The following is a 15,031-nucleotide window of genomic DNA, read 5'->3' as shown; positions in this document are numbered from 1 at the left end:
GGGGGAGGGGGGTTAGAGGGTGGTTAGGAGGAGGAGGGTGGTGGTCAGGCCGGCGGTCACCACCAGCAGGACGGGGCGGGGGGTCAGGACGGCGTGTTGGCGGTCGGCGATCAGGCGGGCCGGGAGCAGGCCCAGCACCGGGCCGAGGAGGGTGATCACCAGAGCCAGCACGGGCAGTCCGACGGCGAGTTCACCTTCGCTGCGGGCACCCAGGGCCCGGGCCCCGACCCCCAGGGCGTACGCCAGCACGGCACCGCCCAGGCCGCACAGCAGCATCAGCGGGTTGACCTTGCCCGACAGTTCGGCCCGCTGCCGGGTACGCCGCAGCAGGTCGCGTACCCCCTCCAACAGCGGCAGGGGATCGCCGGTGGCATCGGCTCTCGGTGTCGGTGGCGCGCCCGCGCGGCGTCCGCCGCCGCCCAGCCGGGCATTGAGCTCCTGCCACAGCACGGCGACCTCGGCGTCGACCCGCTCCTGGGTCTCCCGGGCGGCCACCAGTTCCCGCTCGGCCCGGTTGACCTCCTCGGCGGACTCGGCCACCGCCCGGTCGGCCGCCGCGCACTGCTGCTCGTACCAGGTGTGCGCCTCGGCCTGTTGCTCCCGCACCCGGGCGGTCAGTTCGGCCAGGCGGCGCAGCGCCGCCGCGTACGTCTGGCTGGTCACCGGTTCGTTCATCGGGCCGGTCCGTAGGGGATGATGGTCTGCCCGGTGCGGTGTACCGCCCGGTCGAAGAACAAGCCCCGCCACGGCCGGGGATACCAGTCCGGGCCCGTGCCGGGGTAGAGCGAACCCAGCTCCCCGCCGTGGGTGTCCAGCGCTACCCAGGCCCCGATCTGGTCGGTACGGGCGCTCGGTCCGCCCAGGTCGGCGCGCATCCGGGCGATCCCCCGCCACCAGGCCAGCACATGGGTGCGACGTTCCGGGCCGTCGTGCAGGATCCGGCGCAGGTGGGCGCCCCCGGTGGCCTTGCCGATCCGGGTGGCCAGGGCCCCGGCCGCCGCGTCGACGGCGAACAGCAGCAGATAGTGGGGTGCCTGGCTGGCCCCGGGGGCACCCAGACCCTCGGCGGTCTCGGCCAGCAGCTCGGCCACGCTCTCCTCGTCGTACCAGGCGGCGTCGTCGGCCAGTTCCTCGTACAGGGCACGCGCCGCCGGGTCGGCGTCCGGGTCCAGGCAGGCGATGGAGAATCTGGCCGTACCCGGACGGTGCTGGCGGGCCAGGGACCGGGCGGCGGCGTCCAGCACCGCGCAGGCCTCGTCGACCCGGGTGCCGAGCACCGCCAGGTTCCGCCCCGGCGCACGCGGCAGCCGCAGCGCGGCCGACCGGGCCTGTACGTCGATGATCTCGCCGAGCAGGGCCACCGGGCCGCGGGGGGTGCCGATCTCCGGGGCGGTCAACGCCCGGAAGTCCGGCGCGTCGGCCAACCGGGGGATCGCGTCGCCGTCGAACAGCCGCGCCGGTGCCGCCTCGGCCGGACGCATCCGCCACAGCCGGTGCTGAAGCTCGCTCCAGGTCTCCCAGTCACTGGCCGACGGGATCCGGGCCACCTCGTTGCCTTCGGGCAGGCCCGACTCGGCGTTGACCACCGCGTGGAACTTCGGTAGCGACTGGGCGGCGTCGTTGCGTTCGGCCAGGATCCGCAGGGCCTTGGGCAGGGCGATCCGCAGGGTGAACTGGGCCACCAGCGCCGGGCGCCCCCACAACGCCTCGATGCCGCGTACGTCCTGGGAGGCCAGCACCAGGTGGATGCCCTGGGAGCGGCCCCGCCGGGCCAGGTCCTCCAGCAGGTCGGCCGCCTCCCGGGCCACCGCGTCGCGTCCGGCCAGCAGCATCTGGAACTCGTCCACCACGGCCACGATCCGGGGCCAGTGTCCGGTGGGGTCCACCGCCCGCAGCTCGGCCAGCTTGGTGACCTCGTGCTTCTTCGCCGCGTCGGCCCGGCGGCGCAGCTCCTCGGCGAGGAAGCGCAGCAGCGCCAGGCCGAACTCCCGGTCGGTGTTGACATTGATGCCGACCAGCCGCATGTGCGGCAGCCAGCTGGGGTCCCGTCGCCCTTGGGCGAATCGGGCGAAGGACACCCCCTCCTTGAAGTCGAGCAGGTAGAACTCAAGCTCGGCGGGGGAGTAGCGGGCGGCCAGGGCCCCGATCCAGGCGAAGATCAGGTTGGTCTTGCCGGTGCCGGAGGGCCCGCCGATCAGCGCGTGCGGCGGATAGTCGCCGAGGCTCACCAGCACCGGGCGGCCGTGCGGCCCCTCGCCGATCGGGGCGGTCAGCCCGGTCGCCGAGTCCTCCCGCCACATCTGCTCCGGGGCGGGCAGCAGATCGGTGAAGGGGGTGGGGGCGGGACCGGCGCTCACCACCGAGGCGATCTGGCGGCAGGTCTCGGTGACCAGGGCGGCCGGCGGGGACGGGTCCAGGTGCACCGGCAGGGTGTCGACCCGGGCCTGGGCACCGGTGACCCGTACCCGGGTGACGGTCGGATCCGCCGGCAGCGGCACACCCTGCACGATCAGGTGCACCCCGCAGGCCGCGCCGGCCCGGACCACCCGGTCGAGTTGGCCGCGTTCGTGGCGGGACAACTCCTCCCCGCCGAGCAGCACCGCCACCCGCCACGGCTCGGGTCGGCGACCGGCGGCGGCGGCCAACTCGCGCAGGGTGGCGTGTTCACCGGCGAGCACGGTCTCGTTGATCCGGCGGATCTGCTCCACGAGGTCGTCCAGCAGCCGACCCAGCCCACCCGGCCCGACGAAGGTGAGCAGCCCGGCGGTGCCCAGGGGGGCGAAGCCGGCCAGTCCGCCGCCCAGGTGATCGGGGTCGTAGCCGACCACCCGCACACCCCCCGGCACTGCCCGGCCCAGGCTGCGCAGCAGCAGGGCGGACACCACGGCGGCGCAGCCCTCGGGGTCTCCGTCGAGTGCCACATGGCCGGCGTCGAGCAGGGCCACCAGCGCCGGCACCGGCTCGACATCCGGTAGCTGCACCGTACCGATGCGGGTTCCGCCCGGTGGTTCGGCCCGATCGGCCGGGGTGGGCTGCCATCGTTCCCACGGCATCGAACCCGCCCCGGGCGCCTCCCGGGCCGCGGCCTCCGCCGCCTGCCGGGCCAGGGCCGCCAGCCGCGCGGTGTGCTGGGCGTCGATCTCGGCGAGGCGCCTGTCGCGTTCGGCCCCCACCCGCTCGGGTACGCCGAGCGCGGCCCGCCGCACCCGTACCGCCCGGTCCCGGGCGGTGGCCAGGGCGGTCTGTGCGGCGTCCGACCTGTTCCGGGCGGAGCCGAGGGCGTCGGCGAGCATCTCCCGGACCCGGACGACCAGCTGGTTGCGCCGATCAGCCATCGATCCCGTTCCCGGGCCGGCCGCTCGTCCCCTGCTCGGCGGTGGGCCGTCTCGGCGGGCCGGGCGGCGGCTCGCGCCGGGGCGGGCGGGCCTCGGCGGCTCCGGTCGCCTCACCCGGGGTGCCGGTACTCTCCGGCAGGTCGCGGCCGAGCCGGTCGAGCAGGACCCCGGTGAGTACGCCGGCGGTGACCGCCGGATCGGCCGCGTGTGGCTGCTCACCCTCGCCGCGCCGCGGCGGTGGCATCCGGCAGACCCGGGTCAGCATGGTGTCCAGCACCGGGGCGGGTAGACCGGGCAGCAGGTCCCGCACCCGGCCGTCCAACTCGCGGTGCAGCCGGGACAGATCGTCGCCCCGGGGCGGGTGGCCGAGCAGTTGTCCGGCCAGGTCGCGCAGCAGTGGGGGTGCCACCGCGGCCAGCCCCAGGCCGACGTCGGCGTGGGCCCCGCGCAGTTCCCGGTGCAGTCGGTCCCGGTCACCGGCGCGTACGCCGTGGACCACCCGGCGCAGCAGCTCCCGGGAGTCGGTGATCCGCTCGTCGGGCTGCTCGGCCGACCCCTCGCCCCCGCCGGTCAATTCCGCCACCCGCACCGCCCACCAGCGGCGCAGCCGCACCTCACCGGCCGCCTCCGGGGCGTCCTCGGCCACCGGTTCGGTGGCCGGGGGAGCGTCGTGGGCGGGCCGACGCTGGGGTGCGACCGGCGGTGGTGCGGCGCCGTCGGGGGCCAGCCCGATCGCGGCCAGGTACTCGGTCAACTGCTCCTGGGCCACCCGCAGCGCATATCCGGCGGTCTCGGCGTGCTCGACGGCGGCGGACAACTCCGGCACCCCCATCGGGCTGGCCGACTCCTGCCGTACCCAGCGCAACCGCTCGGTGGCCAGCCCGAACTTCTCCAGGGCCTGCGCGAGCAGACCCAACGGCAGTTCCTCGGCGGCGGCCCGGACCTGTGCGCCGACATCCTCGACGATGGACACGCCCGGCCCCTAGAGTGTCGCGACGTACTGCTGGGCCTGCTCGACCGCGACGAGCGTCGCGGCGAGGCACTCCTCAAGCTCCTGACTGGCCTGGGTCAGCGACGCCTGCGCCGCCTCGACGGTGGTGTGTCCGCTGCCCTCCAGGGCACCGGCGAGGGTCTGCTGCGCCTCGGCCAGTTTCTCGCCGGCGGCCTGGACGGCGCTCTGGCCGTCACCGATCTGTTGGAGCGCTATCTCGATGGCTGCCTTGAGCTCGGCGACGCTCGCCACGCGGGAACCTCCTGGGGGCGGGGAGGACTCCATTAGAGCCTATGCCGGTTGCGGAACGGACATCCGCCCTGTCAGTGTTGCCGCCCCGCTGACCGGTTGTCGACCGCAGGGGACGTGAGTCCGATTCGTGAGACCCGGGGTCGCGAGATCACCAACCGTGATCAAAACCTGGTCGCAGCGGCGTGCGGGCCGGATCAGGGGCGCAGCCACCGGGGGCCGTACACCTCGGCGCCGAGCACGGTGACCCGGTCCCGCAACGCCCGGTCGGCGGTGACCACCAGGCGTCGCCGGTCGCTCGCATCGGCGACCAGCTCGACCACGGCGTCGTCCCCGGAACCGGCGGCGGAGACCACCCGCACCCCCTCGACCCCGGGTACCTTCCGGGCCGCACCCTCCACCACCAGCACCACCTCCACCGGCGGGGGCAGATCCGGCGGCACCCCCTGCCCACTCAGCGGCACCAGGGTGTCCCGCAGTCGGGCGGTCGCCCCGGCCCGGTCCCGCCACCAGCCGTCCGGCCGGGATCCGACCACGTTGGCGGCGTCCACGATGAGCAGCGGAGTCGCGTTCATCGGCCCACCATGCCACCCGGCCGGGGGCGCGTCGTGACCGCCGCGCCGGGCGGCCGTCCCCGCGCCCGCCGTTTCGGTGAAACGGCGGCATCCTGCTGCGGCGGACACCGCCACCGCGCCGAAACCGAGTCGATCACGCCGTCAGCGTGGCGTTTGTCCGGCCGGGGGCCGGGTAGCCCGTGCCGACCCGTCTCGCGCCCGACCGCGGAGGAAGACATGATTGGACCCGGCGACTTCGGTTCGGACCCGTGGGACGAGTTCCTGGCCCGGTACTTCGGTCGGGGTGAGGGTGGGCGTCGGTCCGCCCACCGGGTCGACATCACCCGACTGATGACCGCGGACGCTCGGGAGATGCTCGCCGACGCCGCCCGGCGGGCGGCGCAGCGGAAGAGCAGCGACCTGGACACCGACCACCTGCTGTGGGCCGCCCTGCAACGGGAACCCCTCCAGGATCTGGTGCGTCGCGCCGGGGCCGATCCGGACACCCTGATCAACGCGTTGGGTGGGCGGGGCGACAGTGCCCCGCGGGGTGAACTGCCACCGAACCTGTCGTTGACCCCGGCGGCCAAGCGGGCCCTGCTGGACGCCCATCAGCTGTCCCGGGCGATGGGCGCCAACTACATCGGTCCCGAGCACATCCTGATGGCCTTGCCGCTGAACCCGGAGTCGCCGGCCGGTCGGATGCTCGCCGCCGGGCGGATCCAGCCGGAGTCGTTGCAGGCCGCCAACGCCGAGCGGGGGCCGATGACCAGTCCCCGCCCGGATCGCGGCACCCCCACCCTGGACCAGTACGGCCAGGATCTCACCGAGCTGGCGCGCAACGACCAGATCGACCCGGTCATCGGACGTACCGCCGAGATCGAGCAGGCGGTGGAGATCCTGTCCCGGCGGACCAAGAACAACCCCGTGCTCATCGGCGAGGCCGGGGTCGGCAAGACCGCGATCGTGGAGGGCCTGGCCGAGCGGATCTGCGACGGTGACGTGCCGCAGACCCTGCTCGGCAAGCGGGTGATCCAACTGGACCTGGCCGGTCTGGTGGCCGGTACCCGCTACCGGGGCGACTTCGAGGAACGGCTGAAGAAGGTGATCGACGAGATCCGGGCCCACCGGGATGAGCTGATCATCTTCCTGGACGAGATCCACACCCTGGTCGGTGCGGGCGGTGCCGGCAGCGAGGGCGGCATGGACGCCTCGAACATGCTCAAACCGGCCCTGGCCCGCGGCGAGCTGCGGGTGATCGGCGCCACCACCCTGGACGAGCACCGGCGCACCATCGAGAAGGACGCCGCCCTGGCCCGCCGGTTCCAGCCGGTGTTCGTGCCCGAGCCCAGCGTCGAGGACACCGTGGCCATCCTGCGCGGCCTGCGGGACCGCTACGAGGCACACCATCAGGTGCGGTTCACCGACGAGGCCCTGGCCGCCGCCGCCGAACTGTCCGACCGCTACATCACCGACCGCTACCTGCCGGACAAGGCCATCGACCTGATCGACCAGGCCGGCGCCCGGGTCCGGCTGCGTACCCGGACCCCGGCCGCCGACGTGCGTGACCTGGAGCAGCAACTCGAAGAGGTACGCCGGGACAAGGAGCAGGCGGTCGCCGACGAGCAGTACGAACGCGCCTCCGCCCTGCGTGACCGGGTCGCCGAACTGGAGGAGCAGGTAGGCCGGGCCCGCGGCGAGGACGGCGGCGCCAACCAGGTGCCCGAGGTGGGGTCGGAGGAGATCGCCGAGGTGGTCTCCCGGGCCACCGGCATCCCGGTCAGCCAGCTCACCGAGGAGGAACGCGACCGGCTGCTGCGCCTGGAGGGGCACCTGCACGAGCGGGTCGTCGGCCAGGACGACGCGGTCAACGCGGTGGCCGAGGCGGTACGCAGGTCGCGTACCGGGTTGGCCGACCCGAACCGTCCGATGGGCAGCTTCCTGTTCCTGGGCCCCACCGGGGTGGGCAAGACCGAGCTGGCCCGGGCGTTGGCGGAGGCGTTGTTCGGCGAGGCGGACCGGATGGTCCGGGTGGACATGAGCGAGTTCCAGGAACGGCACACGGTCAGTCGGCTGGTCGGCGCCCCACCCGGCTACGTCGGGTACGAGGAGGCGGGCCAGCTCACCGAGGCGGTACGCCGCCGACCGTACGCGGTCGTGCTGCTCGACGAGATCGAGAAGGCGCACCCGGACGTCTTCAACATCCTGTTGCAGGTACTCGACGACGGTCGGCTGACCGACAGCCAGGGCCGGACGGTCAACTTCAAGAACACCGTCCTGATCATGACCAGCAATCTCGGCTCCGAGTTGATCACCGGCACTCAGCGGGCGGTCGGCTTCGGTGCCGGTGGCCCGGGCGAGAGGCAGGAGAACGACGAACTGCGGGAGCGGCTGATGCGCCGCCTGCAGGAGAACTTCCGCCCGGAGTTCCTCAACCGCATCGACGAGGTGATCATCTTCCGCCGGTTGGAGGCCGAGCAGTTGCGGCAGATCACCGGCCTGATGCTGGAGGAGACCCGCCGTCGGCTGCACGCCCAGGACATCGAGGTGGACTTCACCACCGCCGGGGTCGACTGGCTCGCCGAGCACGGCTACCAGCCGGAGTTCGGGGCCCGACCGCTGCGCCGGATCATCCAGCGGGAGGTGGACAACCAACTGTCCCGGATGCTGCTGGAACAGCAGGTGTCCCCGGGGCAGCGGGTGATCGTGGACGTCCGCGACGGCCACCTCGACTTCGAGGTGGCGGCCGGGGAGCGCGGCTACACGGCCGCCTCCACCACCCATCCCCGCTGATCGGAATGTCCCCGGACCGGGAGGGTACAGATGACCGAACCGGAGGAGAACCGCGACGAGGACCGCGCCGACCCGATCGTCGCCCCGCCGACGGCCAACCCCGCCCGGGTGCAGGTGCCGGCGGAGGGACCGGGTGGGCCGATCGACGAGGGCGACCCGGAATCATCCGGGTCGCCGCCGGCAGAGGAGGGCTGATGGTACGCGAACAGCGACTCGAACCCGAGGTGGAAGTGCTCTGGGACGACTTCCACGCCGAGGTCAACGTGCCGTCCGAACAGCTACGGCAGTGGCTGCTGACCCGTGGTTCCGGTGAGGAGGCGTTCGGCCCCGGCCCGGATCTGGACCTGCCCGAACCGGGGCGGCAAATCCTCGCCGTGCTGCGCAAGCGCAAGGTCGACCTGACCCCGGAGGACATCGAGGTGATGCGGGAGGCCGTGGAGCGCATCCGGGAACTGACCGCGGCCCGGCCCAGCCGGGGCAACGCCGACGACCAGTGGCGGCACTCCCTGCTCGACCTCGGACACGACGTCCTGGTCGAGCGGTAGGGCTACGCGCCAGCGCCGCCGTCGGGGTCCCGACGGCGGCGCTGGCGCTACTCCGTGCCCAGACTGGCGATGGTCAGACCGGCCGCCTCCGCGGCGGCCAGCCGATCGGCCCGGGTCTGCTCCTCCCGGGTGAGCAGGTCGGCGTACTCGGTCAGGTCGGCCGGGTCCGGAAGCTCCGGCAGCCGGCGGAGGAAGGCTTCCACGTCCCGGACGGCGGCGGTGTGCCGCGCGGCCGCCTCGCGCAGGACCTCGCGGTCGTCGGCGGCGGGGTAGAGGTCGGTCATGGCCGCCCTTTACCCGCCCTCAGGCCGTTCGCACCCCGGGATCCACCACCACCGGCGCCGTCGCCCGCAACCCGAACGTCGGGTTGCGCAACAACCAGGCCAGGTACGCCGGGTGTGGGGCCAGGGAGTCGGTGTACGAGGTCAGCGCCGTCTCCAACACCAGATCGGCCATCCGGGCGGCCGGCGACTCCGGATGCCAGCCCAGCATCAGCCGCCACCGCAGGGGGCTACCGGCCAACCGCCGGGTCACCAGCCCGGCCACCGGCCGGAAGGTGGCCTGGCACAGGGCCACCGCCTCACCGGCGTCCACCAGATCAATGCAGCCGCGGACGTCGGTCTCGTACACCTTGCGGGGGGTGAAGCCCGCCCGCGCGCAGGCGGCGGCGAAGCAGTCGCCGAAACAGCCGTCCCCCGGGGCGGCCACCCACTGCTCGTGGCACAGGTCGGCCAGCGCCACCTCGTCGCGCCGGGCCAGCGGATGGGTCTCCGGCAGCAGCACCATGATCGGGTCGACCGCCACCTCCCGCCAGCTCAGCCCGTAGTCCGCCGAGGGGGTGGAGTCGCCGCACACCCCGGTCAGGGCGAAGTCCAACCGCCCACCGGCGACCAGCTGGGCCAACTCGTCGACCGACCAGGAGGCGTACGTGGTGATCTGGGCCTGCGGCTGCTCGGCGGCGAGCCGGTGCACCAGCCGACCCAGGATCGGGCTGTTCACCCCGCCGAACCGGTAACGGCGTGGGGCGTCCCCCGCGCCGGCCAACCGGGCCGCCTCGTCCTGAAGACCCTTCATCGCCGGGAGCAGCACCCGGGCCCGGGCCAACACCAACTCGCCGAGGGCGGTGGGCCGTGCCCCCCGACGATCCCGTTCGAACAGCGGCCCGCCCAAGGTCCGCTCGATGCGCTGGAGCTGGGCGGTGAGTGCCGGCTGAGCCAAGCCCAGCGTCGAGGCCGCCTTGGTCACGCTCCCGGTCTCCGCGATGGCGCAGACCACCCGCAGGTGGCGCAACTCCAGGTTCATAGCGTGACGGTAGGGCCACGGAGCAGTTGGCGGTAGTGCCTGGAGGTATCAACGGCCATGAACATGCTCACTCAGCGCCCGGGCCGCTCCTCCAACTCGCTGAGCTGTGTGTGTCGGCCGGTCACCGCGTCCCGGAACTTGTCGACCAGGGCCACCGCCGGCTCGACGATCCGGTTCCACGGCGGGGTGTGCGGCGCCCTCGGGTGCGGGCGGGTCGGCGCGGCCTCCTCGGCGATCTCCAGCCGGTTGCCGAGCCGGACCAGTTCCTCCTCGGTGGCGGCCTGACACAGCCGCTGCACCAGCGCGTCGACCGCCGACACGTGCGTCTCGACCAGTTGGGCGACCATCGCCAGCCGGTCCTCGGTCAGCCCGCGCAACGCCATGAGCAGCGCGGCGTTGCCGGCCAACACCTCGGCTACCGGCTCGTCGGCGTCCTCGATGGCGTGGCGGACGGCGGGCAGCAGGTACTGCTCCTCCGCCGACAGGTGCCGGGACAGGGCGGCGACCAGGATCTCCCGCCCGTGCGCGGGATCCGGGCCCGGCTCGACCAGCCGCCGGGACAGCGCCAGCAACTGCCGGTGCTCCTCGGCGATGGTGGCGGCGATGCTGCGCCCCGGGGGCTGGTAGCCGTCGCCGGGGGTGGGCGGTAGCGGCGGCAGGTGGACGGACACGGTCCCTCCTCGGCGGGCGGTGGAGGGCCGATGATATGGCAACCTCGGCGCGGGGCAGTACCCGCACCGGTCGTCGTCGAAACCGTCTCACCACGGCGTCGGCTGGACCGGTGCCGCCCGCGCCTGACCTGCGGGCTGGTATGAAGAGGCGATGACGAGTGACGCCCGCCCCGCCCTTCCCGCGCCGACCGACGAGGTCGTCGACCTCTGCCGGGATCTGCTGCGCATCGACACCACGAACACGGGCGACAACGCCACCAGCGTCGGGGAGCGCCTCGCCGCCGAGTACGTCGCCGAGAAGCTGGCCGAGGTCGGCATCGACCCGGTGCTGCACGAGTCCGCCCCGGGCCGGGCCAACGTGATCGCCCGGATCCCCGGCACCGACCCGAGCCGGGGAGCCCTGCTGGTGCACGGCCACCTGGACGTCGTACCGGCCGACCCGCACGAGTGGTCGGTGCACCCCTTCTCCGGTGAGCTGCGCGACGGCTACCTGTGGGGTCGGGGGGCCATCGACATGAAGGACTTCGACGCGATGGTCCTGGCGGTGGTGCGCCACTGGCAGCGCACCGGGGTCCGTCCGCCGCGCGACATCGTGCTGGCGTACACCGCCGACGAGGAGGCGGGCAGCGACTACGGCGCGCACTTCCTGACCACCCGGCACCGGGAGCTGTTCGACGGCTGCACCGAGGCCGTCGGCGAGGTCGGCGGATTCTCGTACACCGTGGACGAGTCCCGGCGGCTCTACCTGATCGAGACCGCGGAGAAGGGCATCGACTGGCTGCGCCTGCACGCCAAGGGCCGACCCGGGCACGGCTCGATGGTGCACGACGACAACGCGGTGACCGCGCTGGCCGAGGCGGTGGCCCGGATCGGGCGGCACCGCTTCCCGGTGGTCGTCACCGACACCGTCCGGGCCTTCCTGGAGGAGGTCTCCGAGCTGCTCGACATCGAGCTGGACCCGGAGGACCCGGAGACGGCGATCGCCAAGCTGGGCCCGATCGCCAACATCATCGGGGCCACCATCCGCAACACGGCCAACCCCACCCGGTTGGCCGCCGGCTACAAGGAGAACGTCATCCCCGGCAGCGCCAGCGCCACCATCGACTGCCGCAGCCTGCCCGGCCAGTCCGAGCTGCTGGAGCAGCAGCTGCGGGAGCTGATCGGCCCGGACATCGCGATCGAGTACATCCAGCGGCAGCCCGCCCTGGAGACCACCTTCGACGGTGACCTGGTCGAGGCCATGTCCGCCGCGCTGCGGGCCGAGGACGCGGGGGCCCACCCGGTGCCGTACATGCTCTCCGGCGGCACCGACGCCAAGGCGTTCTCCCACCTGGGCATCCGCTGCTTCGGTTTCGCACCGCTGCGGCTGCCGGCCGATCTGAACTTCTCGGCGTTGTTCCATGGCATCGACGAGCGGGTTCCGGTGGACGGACTACAGTTCGGCGTGCGGGTTCTCGACCGGTTCCTGCGTACCTGCTGATGCCGTGCCCGGTTCGGGCCCGGCAGCTGACGAAACTTCCTGAAAGGGACGCCTCCTATGACCGACCAGCACGGTGAGCTGGATGCCGCTCTCGAGCGCGTGATCGAAGCGGCCCGCCACCACCTGGCCGCCGTCCGCGCCGCGCAGGGCCGGATCGACGACGACGACGTCTGGCGGGCGTACGTCGCACTGAACAACGCGTCCTTCGCCTACGACGAGCAGCTCATGGACGCCTTCGGTGAGGTCACCCCGTGGGATGTCGAGTCGATCGACCCCGACGAGGTCGACCAGCGCCTCGGCGCGGCCGACGGGGTGGAGGCGACCGACCCGCACCCCCAGGTGATCTCGGTACGCCAGCGGCGCGACTACCGGGTGCCGAGCGTCTCCGCGCTGATCCGGATCGCCGAGGCGGCCCGGCGGGAGGGCATCCCGGCCGAGGAGGAGGTGCCCCCGGTGGAGGGAGTCGGCGAGGCGGTGCTGGAGCTGCTGCAGAGCGGCGACGGTTCACTGTCCGCGCTGGACGTGCCCGAGTTGGAGCCGCTCGACGGGGTCGTCATGGTCAGCGAGGTCGGCACCCCGGTCGACCTGGAGTCCTTCGACGACGACGATGCGGTCGGCCCCTTCCAGCCGGCCACCGGTGACCGGCTGGTCGGGCGGCTCGACGAGCACCCCTTCCTCGACGACGAGGCCGAGCACGCGCACTGACGTCCGTCACCGCCGGGCTGCTGCCGTCGCCGGACGGTGGCGGCCCGGCGACCGGGCCGACCCGGGTCACGGGGTGTGCTGGGGTCGCTTCAACAGGGCCAGCAGCAGCATCACCACGATCACCGCCCAGGTGATCGCGTAGGTGACCATCGGCCGTTGTTCGCTGGCCGCCCCGACGTACCCGCCGATGGCGTAGCTGGCCAGGCAGAGCAGTCCCAGCCCGGCGATCCGTCGGGCGCTGCTGGTGTCGCCGCGCTCGAAGATCCAGTCGGCCAGCCCTCGGGTGGTCCGCAGCACCGTGCCGGTCTGGAAGGAGGTCGCGGTCTGCACCCCGAAGGTACGGGTGACCAGCCCGCCGAGGATGCCGACCGGGAAGGCGCACAGGGCGGTCAGCACGGTGCGCTCGGTCAACGAGTCCCGACCCGAGTCGCGGGACTGATCCACCAGCCCCCACAGCACCAGCAGGGCCAGCATCGCGAGTAGTTCCCAGCCCGGTGGCCGCAACGGGCCCACCGTGGGGAAGCGGCGCAGCCCGGCGCCGAGCAGACCACCCAGACCGAACGCGATGATCGACGCCAGGGCGGACGGCCACGCCGGGAGATGTCCGGCCAGGCCCATACCGATGAAGGCCACGTTTCCGGTCTGGATTCCGACGAACACCTTGTACCGCAGGAACGAGAAAGCGTCGACGACTCCCGCCAAGCCGGTTCCCAACATCAGGGCGAACAATGGATACCGAAAGTCGAGTTGGGTCGTGTTCCACTGTTGTGGGGACCCTCGCCCTGCTGGTCCGGTTCTGCCTTGACGATTGGACATCGCGCACTCTACCCGGACGCCTGATCCGGTAAACGCCGCATTCTTCCGTCCTTTCGTCGCTCCGACGGATTCCGCCGAATGGCGCGATCGCGTGATTCCGCGTACGCCGATTGCTGGCCAGGATCACAGGTAGGCACCCAGCCGTGCCGTCGCACCATGGACGGCCACTTCTTTGTCGGCGCCTTTCCCGCGACTCCTGAGGAGGTCCGTCATGGATCTGGTCTCCATGGCCAGATTGCGCGTCAAGCTCTACTCGTTCGCCGCTCTGGCCGCCGCCGGAGTCGCCATCGACGCGCCGATCTGGAGCATCACGGCACTCGCGTTCCTCTGTGCCGCGATCCCGCTCGCAGTCGCGCTCCAGGGTGGACGTGTCCGCGCGCTCTTTCTTCCGTCCCGGGACGCCACCATGGCGGCCCCTCAACGAGAGGTTGTTCGCGATGCGCAAGTCCGATGAGTTCGGCATGGGATCCAACGGCGGCGGGTCGCTGGTGGGCACCCTTCCGCGTAACCCGGCGATCGACGACACCCACCCCGACCTGGTCACTCCGCCGTCGACCGACGACGGCCTGCTGCCCAACATGGTGTTTCCCTTCTCGCTGGCCCACACCCGCCGGGAGAGCGGCGGCTGGACCCGGGAGATCACCGACCGGCTCCTGCCGATCGCGCACGACCTGGCGATCATCGACATGAAGCTGGACCCGGGGGCGTACCGGGAACTGCACTGGCACATCCAGTCCGAGTGGTCGATCGTGCTCAAGGGCAGCGGCCGGATCGGGGCGGTGGACCAGGAGGGACGCAACTTCCTCGAAGACGTCAAGGAGGGCGACCTCTGGTACTTCCCGGCGGGTATCCCGCACTACATCCAGGCCTTCGAGGAGGGCATGGAGTTCCTCCTGGTCTTCGACGACGGGTGCTACTCCGAGGACGCCACCTTCCAGTTGACCGACTTCCTCGCGCACGTGCCCAGGTCGGTTATCGCGAAGAACTTCGGCTGGACCGAGGAACAGATGCGCAACCTGCCGGAACGCGAGAAGTACATGTTCCACGGGCAGGTGCCGCCGCCCCTGGCCGAACAGCGGGTCTTCAGCCCCACCGGCGATGTTCCGCGTACCTTCAAGCACGCCTTCCTGTCGCAGACCCCGGAGCGGTTCGAGGGCGGCAGCGTACGCATCGCCGACTCGACCAACTTCGCCGCCGCGACCACCACCACGGTGGCGATGGTGGAGTTGGAGCCGGGGGCGATGCGGGAGCTGCACTGGCACCCCAACGGCGCCGAGATGCAGTACGTCATCTCCGGTCAGGGCCGGATGGGGGTGTTCAGCGGCGGCTCCACGGCCCGGACCTTCAACCTGCAACGCGGTGACGTCGGCTACGTGCCGGTCTCGCTGGGCCACTACATCGAGAACCTCGGCGACGAGCCGTTCGTGTACCTGGAACTGTTCCGGACCGCGAAGTTCGAGGACATGTCGCTGGCACAGTGGCTGGCGAACGTACCGCCACAGGTGGTCGCGGACACCCTGAACATGCAGCGGCAGGTCATCGAGGTCCTGCCCAAGGTGAAGAACGCCGTGCAGCGGCACTGACCAGCGG

The 15,031-nt window shown here is 72.3% G+C and carries 16 protein-coding genes; 7 read left to right on the top strand and 9 right to left on the bottom strand.

Annotated elements, in window-relative coordinates; translation table 11 throughout:
• Positions 1-12: 12 nt before the first annotated feature.
• The 5 genes from ACLQ2T_RS01550 to ACLQ2T_RS01530 form a co-directional block, all read right to left on the bottom strand.
• Positions 13-675, bottom strand: a complete 663-nt coding sequence (locus ACLQ2T_RS01550) for a hypothetical protein (RefSeq protein ID WP_425764179.1) — start codon at positions 673-675, stop codon at positions 13-15.
• The gene (locus ACLQ2T_RS01545) at positions 672-3,335 is read right to left on the bottom strand and encodes an FtsK/SpoIIIE domain-containing protein (protein ID WP_425764178.1); all 2,664 of its coding nucleotides are present in this window, start codon (positions 3,333-3,335) and stop codon (positions 672-674) included. Before ACLQ2T_RS01545 ends, ACLQ2T_RS01550 begins: the two co-directional genes overlap by 4 nt.
• Positions 3,328-4,308, bottom strand: coding sequence for a hypothetical protein (locus ACLQ2T_RS01540; protein WP_425764177.1), 981 nt, complete (start codon positions 4,306-4,308; stop codon positions 3,328-3,330). Before ACLQ2T_RS01540 ends, ACLQ2T_RS01545 begins: the two co-directional genes overlap by 8 nt.
• Positions 4,309-4,317: 9 nt before the next feature.
• Positions 4,318-4,578, bottom strand: coding sequence for a hypothetical protein (locus tag ACLQ2T_RS01535; protein WP_327025514.1), 261 nt, complete (start codon positions 4,576-4,578; stop codon positions 4,318-4,320).
• Between the two features lie 194 nt (positions 4,579-4,772).
• Complete coding sequence (locus ACLQ2T_RS01530) at positions 4,773-5,150, bottom strand: hypothetical protein (protein WP_425764176.1); 378 nt, start codon at positions 5,148-5,150, stop codon at positions 4,773-4,775.
• Positions 5,151-5,366: 216 nt separating this feature from the next.
• Here ACLQ2T_RS01530 and ACLQ2T_RS01525 point away from each other — a divergent pair, with 216 nt between their 5' ends.
• From ACLQ2T_RS01525 to ACLQ2T_RS01515, 3 genes are read left to right on the top strand one after another with little or no spacing between them, the layout of a single operon-like run.
• Positions 5,367-7,922 carry an ATP-dependent Clp protease ATP-binding subunit gene (locus ACLQ2T_RS01525; RefSeq protein WP_425764175.1) on the top strand — a complete coding sequence of 852 codons (2,556 nt, stop codon included), beginning with the start codon at positions 5,367-5,369 and terminating at the stop codon, positions 7,920-7,922.
• A 30-nt stretch (positions 7,923-7,952) separates the two neighbouring features.
• Positions 7,953-8,117, top strand: a complete 165-nt coding sequence (locus ACLQ2T_RS01520) for a hypothetical protein (protein ID WP_425764174.1) — start codon at positions 7,953-7,955, stop codon at positions 8,115-8,117.
• The gene (locus ACLQ2T_RS01515; protein WP_425764173.1) at positions 8,117-8,467 is read left to right on the top strand and encodes a DUF3140 domain-containing protein; all 351 of its coding nucleotides are present in this window, start codon (positions 8,117-8,119) and stop codon (positions 8,465-8,467) included. The genes ACLQ2T_RS01520 and ACLQ2T_RS01515 overlap by 1 nt, the downstream gene beginning before the upstream one ends.
• 47 nt (positions 8,468-8,514) lie before the next feature.
• Here ACLQ2T_RS01515 and ACLQ2T_RS01510 read toward each other — a convergent pair whose 3' ends face one another.
• From ACLQ2T_RS01510 to ACLQ2T_RS01500, 3 genes are all read right to left on the bottom strand, one after another.
• On the bottom strand, positions 8,515-8,751 hold the full coding sequence (locus tag ACLQ2T_RS01510) for a hypothetical protein (RefSeq protein ID WP_425764172.1): 237 nt from the start codon (positions 8,749-8,751) through the stop codon (positions 8,515-8,517).
• A 19-nt stretch (positions 8,752-8,770) separates the two neighbouring features.
• A complete protein-coding gene (locus tag ACLQ2T_RS01505; protein WP_425764171.1) occupies positions 8,771-9,769 on the bottom strand; it encodes a LysR family transcriptional regulator in 999 nt (332 codons plus the stop codon).
• A gap of 71 nt (positions 9,770-9,840) precedes the next feature.
• Positions 9,841-10,440, bottom strand: a complete 600-nt coding sequence (locus tag ACLQ2T_RS01500; RefSeq protein ID WP_425764170.1) for a hemerythrin domain-containing protein — start codon at positions 10,438-10,440, stop codon at positions 9,841-9,843.
• Positions 10,441-10,591: 151 nt separating this feature from the next.
• Between ACLQ2T_RS01500 and ACLQ2T_RS01495 the strand changes: the two genes are divergently transcribed.
• Both ACLQ2T_RS01495 and ACLQ2T_RS01490 read left to right on the top strand, forming a co-directional pair.
• Positions 10,592-11,920, top strand: a complete 1,329-nt coding sequence (locus ACLQ2T_RS01495; protein WP_425764169.1) for a M20/M25/M40 family metallo-hydrolase — start codon at positions 10,592-10,594, stop codon at positions 11,918-11,920.
• Positions 11,921-11,977: 57 nt separating this feature from the next.
• Complete coding sequence (locus ACLQ2T_RS01490; protein WP_327025523.1) at positions 11,978-12,625, top strand: hypothetical protein; 648 nt, start codon at positions 11,978-11,980, stop codon at positions 12,623-12,625.
• A 66-nt stretch (positions 12,626-12,691) separates the two neighbouring features.
• Here ACLQ2T_RS01490 and ACLQ2T_RS01485 read toward each other — a convergent pair whose 3' ends face one another.
• Complete coding sequence (locus ACLQ2T_RS01485; RefSeq protein WP_425764168.1) at positions 12,692-13,342, bottom strand: DUF1275 family protein; 651 nt, start codon at positions 13,340-13,342, stop codon at positions 12,692-12,694.
• Between the two features lie 310 nt (positions 13,343-13,652).
• On the opposite strand from ACLQ2T_RS01485, the gene ACLQ2T_RS01480 reads away from it, so the two are divergent.
• On the top strand, positions 13,653-13,895 hold the full coding sequence (locus ACLQ2T_RS01480; RefSeq protein WP_425764167.1) for a hypothetical protein: 243 nt from the start codon (positions 13,653-13,655) through the stop codon (positions 13,893-13,895).
• Positions 13,879-15,024: a cupin domain-containing protein gene (locus ACLQ2T_RS01475; RefSeq protein WP_425764166.1), complete on the top strand. Its 1,146-nt coding sequence runs from the start codon at positions 13,879-13,881 to the stop codon at positions 15,022-15,024. The genes ACLQ2T_RS01480 and ACLQ2T_RS01475 overlap by 17 nt, the downstream gene beginning before the upstream one ends.
• The last annotated feature ends 7 nt before the right edge of the window (positions 15,025-15,031 follow it).

It is taken from the genome of Micromonospora sp. DT229 (assembly GCF_049844505.1).
GTDB lineage: Bacteria > Actinomycetota > Actinomycetes > Mycobacteriales > Micromonosporaceae > Micromonospora.
This window is presented reverse-complemented; position numbering and strand designations above follow the sequence as displayed.